Here is a 7,404-nt window from a genome sequence, read left to right on the forward strand (position 1 = left end):
CCCTCCGCTTTCCCCGGCTTCAGGCCCGCAGCGCCGTACGCACGGCGGCATAGGCCGAGGCCAGGTCCAGCCCTTCGTCATAGCCGCCCACCAGCGGGTTAAAGCCGCCCAGGGCGTGACCGGCCACAGCCAGGTTGGTGAACGCGGGATGGTCCGCTTTGTCCAGCGGGCGCAGCGCCTCATCGGTGTGCACGCCAAAAGCGTGCACCGGGTGGCCTTCCGGATCGAGCAGGTTATCCCGGAACCATGCGGTACGGTCGTTGTTGGCCATCACCGCCAGCCCGGCGATCGGTTCCCAGACACGGCCATGATCGTCGCTCAACAGGCCGCCGCCATACAACCCGCCGCTTGCCAGGATGAAAGCGTCACCGGGGAAGACGGTCTCCCGTCCGGCGCTGGCAACGGCCACGCCAGTCACTCGGCCACCCTCCACTACCAGGCGCGTCACTGGATGGCCGACCTGGACCTGAGCGCCCTGCCGCAGCAGCCAGCGCTTGAGCGTGTTGTACAGTCGTGTACCCGCCACGGAGGGCGTCAGCGTGGGCACCTCAAAAACCGGGACACCGATCCGCTCTGCCATCTCCGCCCGGACGCGGGGATCGTGCAATCCCAGCACCGCCGGGAAGCCGACGCGCCTCTCACCATTCAAGTGAACGCGCACCCGCTGCGCTATTTCGGCGCGGAAAGCCGGATCGTCGAAGCGGTGGGCCAGTTCGGTTGGGCTGAGGTCCCAGCCTTCATGGCGGGGCGGGAAATCGATAGACACGGCCCGGCAGGACGCCCCCGCCGCGGCCAGCATCGCGCTACAGAGGTCTGCGTCAAAGTCGCGCCAGCCAGCGAAGCCAACGACCAGCACAGGCACAGCGCCGTCGATCGCGCCAGCCGCCAGCCCTTCCGGGGCGAGGTCAACAGCGCGGGGGATGCCCAGCATCGATGGCAGGCGCCCTCCCTCTGCCAGCCGGATGAGGTCCTGCCCGGCAGCCCAGCGGCGGAACGCTTCCACGCCCGGGTGGCCTGCGAATGGCCCCAGCGCAAACCAGCCCGGCGTCAGGATCAGGCGGCCCAGCCCTGCTGCCAGCACGTGCACCCGCGCTCCGGCCTGGACGGCCTGGATGGCGGCGGCCAGCCCGGCCAGCCCGGCCCCGATCACCACCACGCGCCGCCCGGCTGCTTTCGGGATCGGCCCTTCATCTGCGGCCCAGGAAGGCAGACTCAGCGGCGCCGCCGGGCGTGCATCGCCGCAGGCGTCGAGGCCCAGAATGCGGCGGTAGATCATCTCATCCAGCAGGAACTGGCGCAGGTGCTGGCCCCATAGCAGCGGGCGACCACCTTTGAACCGTTCCGCCACAAAAACGCGCAGGGCTTCGACGGCCTCACTGGCGGGGAGATCGCGGGCCTGCCGCAGGATGCTCGCTGCTCGTACGGCGCAGAACCCGCCCTGGCATGGCCCCATGCCCAGGCGCAGGTCGCGCCGCAGATCGTCCAGGGCGGGGACGTGGTCGTAGGCGGCGATGGCTTCCTCAAGCTGCGGGCGGGTGATCATCTCGCACTCACAGATCAGGGCGCCGGGCATCCTGCCGCTTTCCAGCAGCGCCAGCCGGTGGCCCAGTGTGTGATAGCGGCGTTCTGTGCCTTCTGGCAGCGGCTCGGTGGCTGTTGTGCATAGCGCGTCTATGCCCAGCCCGGCGCAGACATCATCCGCTGCCTTCTCAGCCATCAACCTGGCTGTGGTCAGCTTGCCGCCCAGCACGGAGGTGAAGCCCGGCCCATGCCGGACGACGGAAAAGGTGCGCTTAAGACCGCGCCCATCGGTGCCTTCTTCCGCTGCGCCCGGCGGCTCGTACAGCGGGCGTACGCCTGACCAGGCCCGTAGCGCCCGCGCCCCCCGGAACCCGGCGATCAGGGCCTCGCCTTCGTCCAGCATCTTGCTGACTTCCCAAGGTTCGATCGTGTTATCGTCCGGACTGCTGGCAGCCACCGAGGTTGTGCCGATCACGCTGACCGTGCCCACTGGCACCAGGATGTCGCCATCATCTGGCGGGCGCAGGCGATTGACCACAGTGTTCACCCAGCGAATGTTCATGGCGATCATCACGCCGCGGCTCCAGCGGACGCGCAGATCATGCCCGGCCAGCGCCGCGATCTCGCCTGCCCAGGGGCCGCCAGCGTTGAGTACCCAGCGAGCCTCGACCACCACTGCGGTCCCATCCGCACTGTTCAGGGTTGCTCGCATGCCGTCTGCGGTGTAAGCCAGGGCGGTCACCCGGTGGTAAAGGAGGAAGCGCGCGCCATAGCTCTCCGCGGCGCGGCTAAAGGCATGGCCGAGATCAAAACCGTCGACCGATCCATCCGGCACGCGGAAGGCGCGCACCAGGTCGGGTCGCAGCGCCGGTTCCTGCCGCCGCAACGCCGGGATGGCGATCTCTTCGGTTTCAATGCCCGCTGCGACGCAGGCGGCCACCCACTGGTCGGCGTAGTCCGGCGGATCCTGCGGCGCGGCAACAAAGACGCCGCCGGTGCCTTCCACAATGCCGGGGGCAATCCGGCGCAGGATGCGGTTCTCGGCGATACATTCGCGGGCGGATTCAGGATCGCGTACAGCATAGCGCCCGCCGGAATGGAGCAGCCCATGAAAACGACCGGAAGTGCCGGTGCTCAGGTCGCTCCGGTCAGCCAGGATGACCTGTAAGCCGCGGCGGGCCAGATCGTAAGCGGCGCAAACGCCGGTCGCACCGCCGCCGATCACCAGCACATCGCATGCCAGGTTTGCCATAAGCCCTCCTCCAACGGGACGTGCCAGCCAGGCGTGATGCATTTTCCCCCTGTGCAGAGCGTCTCCTGCCTGCCAGGCGTGTAGCAAACAGTGGCTATCCTGGCGGCTAACAAAAGCCCGGCGTGCAATAACCGGGCTGACAAACATGTTCACCCCTGAGAATCGGGCTGCCTGGATAACAACGCCTGGTCAATCGTTGTTCTTGGCTTTGCCCTCGGTTTCGCTTTCCTCTTTGTCGCCACCCTGGAGACCGCGCCGGAACTCGCGGATGGCCGTGCCCAGTTCACCGCCAATCCGGCCCACGCGCCCCACGCCAAACAGGACGATCACGATCACCAGGATGATCAACAGTTCGGTTGGTCCTAGATGTGCCATGTGGATTCTCCCCAGCTAGCCATACCGGTACGGGCCTGATAGCCCGGCAGACCAGAGACCCGGTTGCCCTCATTATACCGCGCCCGGCAGGCAGCAATAAGGACATTCGTATAAGTCACAGCTGCCGGATTGCACTGCTACCTCCGGCGAAGCCGCTCACGGTCGGGCGCGGTAGCGATCCGGCTCGGCAAAGAACTCAACCAGCTTCGTGCCTGCCGGGATGTGCGCCGAGTGCAGTTCGCCAGCGCGGATGGTATAGGAATCGCCGGGGCGGTACAGACGGGTCTCCCCGCCGATGGTCAGCTCCAGCGTCCCGTCGACGACCGTGCCCCACTGTGCTCCGTGAGCATGGGGCGGGACAGTTGTTGCCACCCTGAAGTGAAAGAAGACCACCAGCCCATCCGCTGAGCGCAGCATGTGACCATCCACGCCGGGGAATGGCACATCTGCCAGCGGCAGGCGCGTGATCAGTTCCGGGAATTCCATGCCAACCGACTCCTTTCACAGGAATACCATGCTGCACTGCCTGAAGCATACCCGGCGTGCCGGGTTTCGCCACTGACCGGACTGCCCGTCGATCTGGCCGAATGAGAGCACCTTTAGTGTTCCTTGACCGCAGCAGGCCGGCAGGCTTAGACTATAAGTAGACTGCGGTTTACTGTTAGAAAGGTTCAGGTATATGCGCAACTGGCTCAGGCAACTCATGACCATCCCGCTGCTGGTAACCCTGATTCTGGTGTTGCTAACCTTTGTGATGTTTGGCCCGGCTTACACCTGATCGGGCCGCAACCTTTTCAGGCCTTTGCGCTGGCGCTCAAGCTGGCGCAAAGCGTTTTTTCGCCCTTTGCTACCTGTTCTTGCCGCCCTTGTCTCCGCCGCGGTGTACGCGGGCGGGCCTCGCCCCTGTGCGGCAGGGGATAAGGTGTGTTACACTACAGCCATCCTGACCCCGTCCGGGAGGAAGCTGCGCCGTGCCAGAACAAGCCCTGTACAACAAATGGCGTCCTATGCGCTTTGAAGACGTCATCGGCCAGGAGCACATCACCCGTACGCTTCAGGGCGCGTTGCGCAAGGGCCGTATTCGCCACGCCTACCTGTTCAGCGGGCCGCGCGGCACCGGCAAGACCACGACCGCCCGTTTGCTGGCCAAGGCTGTCAACTGCCAGCACAAAGACCCGGCGCGGCGACCGTGCAACGCCTGCCCGCATTGTCTGGCGGTCAATGAAGGGCGCTTCCTTGACCTGATCGAGATCGATGCTGCCAGCCATACCGGCGTCGATGATGTGCGCGACCTGCGGGAGAAGATCGCTTTCTCCCCCGGCGAGGGCCAGTACAAGGTCTATATCATCGACGAGGTGCATCGCTTCTCTGCTGCTGCCTTTGACGCCTTGCTCAAAACCCTTGAAGAACCGCCGGAACACGCCATCTTCGTGCTGGCGACTACTGAGATCGAAAAAGTGCCGGAAACGATCCTCAGCCGTTGCCTGCCCTTCGAGTTCCGGCGTGTGCCGCTGGCTGTCCTGACCGATCACCTGGCGCGGATCGCACAGGCGGAAGGGTTTCATATTGATCGCGAGGCGCTGGAGCTGATCGCCCGGCAGGGCGCAGGCTCTGTCCGCGATAGCATCAGCCTGCTCGATCAAACTGTGGCTGATCCCGGTGAGCATATCACGCTGGCGATGGCTGAGCAGGCGCTGGGCGCGGCAGGACGGCGAGCCGTCAGCGCTCTGGTCGACGCCCTGCTGGCAGGAGACATCCCCGGCGGGCTGGAGATCATCCACGCGGCGGTTGATGGCGGCGCGGACCCGCGCCAGTTTGCCCGGCAGGTGGTCGACCATTTGCGCAATGTGCTGCTTACCCAGACCGCGGGTGAAGCCATCATCGATGACACCAGCGAGGCCCGCCAGACCTATGCGCGTCAGGCGGCTCAGATCAGCCGCGCTGGCCTGTTGCGGATTATCCGTCTGTTTAATGAAGCGACCCAGGATCGCAGCAGTGACTGGCAACCGCAATTGCCGCTGGAAATGGCCCTGCTGGAAAGCCTGACCGCCCCGGAACAGCCCGTCGTGGTCCAGCAGATCGTTCAGGCGCCGGTCGCAGCCAGCCCTCAGAGCGCCCCGACCTCACCCGCTGTCGAGGAGCCAGAACCGGAGGCTGCCCCGCCCGGCACACCCCCGGCCATCGGCCTCCTGGCCATCCGGGAGAAATGGCTGGACTTGCAGCGGGCAGCCTTCCGTCACAACCGCAACCTGCCACCCCTGCTTGACCATATCCGGGTGCGGGAAGTCGAGGGCAACACGCTGGTTATGGTTGCCCAGAATGCCATTTTTAAAGAGAAGCTGGAAGCGCCAGACCGCCGCCGCGCCCTGCTGACCGCGCTCAAGCAGGTCTTTGAGATGCCACTACAGTTCCGTGTGGAGGTGGACAGCGAGGGCGAACGGGCGGCAAACCCCAATACCCAGGAGCGAATCGCCAGCGATGAGCTGGTCGCCTTCAGTGTGCACCAGCTTGGCGGCGCGATATCCGACATCAGAACCGAGCCGATAGAAGAAGAGGAACCAGACGATGAGTAAAGGCAAAGTGCGGCGCGGAGGTCTGCCCGGTGGTCTGCCCGGCGGCCAGGCCGGCATGCTCAAACAGCTCCAGAAGATGCAGCAGGATATGCTGGAAGCCCAGCAGAAGCTGGCGGAAGAGACGGTGGAGGTTTCCGTTGGCGGCGGCGCGCTGACCATCGTGATCACCGGCCACCAGCGGGTTACCAGCATCACAATCAATCGCGAAGCTATCGACCTGGAAGACGAGGAGTGGCTGGCCGATCTGCAGGACCTGCTGGTGGCCGGCATCAACCAGGCTATCGAGCAGAGCCAGGCCCTGGCCGCCCAGCGCATGGAAGGTGTGACCGGCGGCATGGCTGGCATGAACCTGGGCGATCTGCTCGGTGGCTTCTAGCGCCAGCGGTGTGGCATGAGCAAAGCGGTTCCCGAACCTGTCACTCGCCTGATCGATGCCTTTTCCCGTTTGCCGGGGATCGGGCCGAAGACGGCTTCCCGCCTGACCTATTACCTGCTGCGCGCCCCGGCTGAGGTGGCGGAGAGTTTGGCCGCCGCACTAACCGATCTTAAGGCCAACACGCGCTTTTGTTCTCGTTGCTGGAACATCACCACCGACGACCCCTGCGCGATCTGCCTTGATCCGGGGCGGGAGCGAAGCGTGGTTGCGGTGGTGGAAGAGCCGCTGGATGTCCTGGCGATCGAGCGCACCGGCAGCTACAACGGGCTGTATCATGTGCTGCACGGGGCGATCTCGCCTGTCAACGGCATCGGGCCGGAGCAACTCAAGGTGCGTGAACTGGTGGCGCGGGTCAACTCCGAAGGTTTGCAGGAGATCATCATCGCCACCAATCCCGGTCTGGAAGGCGACGCGACGGCGATGTTCATCCGCCAGCAACTGGCGCCGCTGGGCGTCAGGATCACCCGTCTGGCCCGTGGTCTGCCCACCGGCGGCGACTTGGAATACGTGGACGCCATGACGCTGATTCGCGCGCTGCAGGGCCGCAACGAGCTTTGAACGCTCTGCCGGAATGGTTAGAAGACTCTGTCAAAACCGCCTGCCGGGCGGTTTTGCGTTGGAGTGGAGGGAAAGGACACTCCAATAACGGTGGGCGAAAATTGCGGGTCAGAACAGCCAGAATCGCCCTTGACACGCTATCTGACGGCTGCTATGATACCCACGCTCGTGACAAACGGAACCTTCACAACACAGGCTGGTAAGAGGTACGCACAGAGAGCTGGAAGAGCGCCAGGGGTGGCCAGTAGTCGCTAAAAGACAAGGCCAAGACCGCAAAACTGGCCCTTGACAGTCCTGACGAAAGCCGATATGATACGCGGGCATTCGCAAACGGGACCTTCACAGTAACATCTGTGTAAGAATATCACTGAACTCCGCCGCTGGCGTTCTGTTAAGATGAAATGCAGAGAGCAAGTCTTGACAGCCTGCCAGCACGATGCTACTATAAAAGAGCAGCGTAAGACGGAAAACCTCACAGACCAGACCGTTTTGCGGGCAGCGGAGCAAGCGGTGTACCTGCGTCTCTGCAGGACAGCCGCCGGAGCCGTAAGCAATTTCCAGGATGCACCTTAACAAGAGAATAGTGGGAAGGAAGGACGCCAGACGAGGCTCAAGTCCACCTGAAGGGTGGATGAGGTCGAATACGGAGAGTTTGATCCTGGCTCAGGATGAACGCTGGCGGCGTGCCT

Annotated in this window: 6 protein-coding genes; 3 read left to right on the plus strand and 3 right to left on the minus strand. The window is 64.2% G+C overall.

The window, feature by feature from the left end:
• Positions 1-19: 19 nt before the first annotated feature.
• From glpA to HPY64_11810, 3 genes are all read right to left on the minus strand, one after another.
• Positions 20-2,773, minus strand: coding sequence for an anaerobic glycerol-3-phosphate dehydrogenase subunit A (gene glpA / locus HPY64_11800; protein ID NPV67822.1), 2,754 nt, complete (start codon positions 2,771-2,773; stop codon positions 20-22).
• Between the two features lie 189 nt (positions 2,774-2,962).
• A complete protein-coding gene (locus HPY64_11805) occupies positions 2,963-3,148 on the minus strand; it encodes a twin-arginine translocase TatA/TatE family subunit (protein NPV67823.1) in 186 nt (61 codons plus the stop codon).
• A 156-nt stretch (positions 3,149-3,304) separates the two neighbouring features.
• Positions 3,305-3,634, minus strand: coding sequence for a cupin domain-containing protein (locus HPY64_11810; GenBank protein NPV67824.1), 330 nt, complete (start codon positions 3,632-3,634; stop codon positions 3,305-3,307).
• A gap of 485 nt (positions 3,635-4,119) precedes the next feature.
• Here HPY64_11810 and dnaX point away from each other — a divergent pair, with 485 nt between their 5' ends.
• From dnaX to recR, 3 genes are read left to right on the plus strand one after another with little or no spacing between them, the layout of a single operon-like run.
• A complete protein-coding gene (gene dnaX, locus HPY64_11815) occupies positions 4,120-5,721 on the plus strand; it encodes a DNA polymerase III subunit gamma/tau (protein ID NPV67825.1) in 1,602 nt (533 codons plus the stop codon).
• A gap of 55 nt (positions 5,722-5,776) precedes the next feature.
• The gene (locus HPY64_11820) at positions 5,777-6,097 is read left to right on the plus strand and encodes a YbaB/EbfC family nucleoid-associated protein (GenBank protein ID NPV67826.1); all 321 of its coding nucleotides are present in this window, start codon (positions 5,777-5,779) and stop codon (positions 6,095-6,097) included.
• Between the two features lie 15 nt (positions 6,098-6,112).
• Positions 6,113-6,715, plus strand: a complete 603-nt coding sequence (gene recR, locus HPY64_11825; GenBank protein NPV67827.1) for a recombination protein RecR — start codon at positions 6,113-6,115, stop codon at positions 6,713-6,715.
• Positions 6,716-7,404: the final 689 nt, after the last annotated feature.

It is taken from the genome of Anaerolineae bacterium (assembly GCA_013178165.1).
GTDB lineage: Bacteria > Chloroflexota > Anaerolineae > Aggregatilineales > Ch27 > Ch27.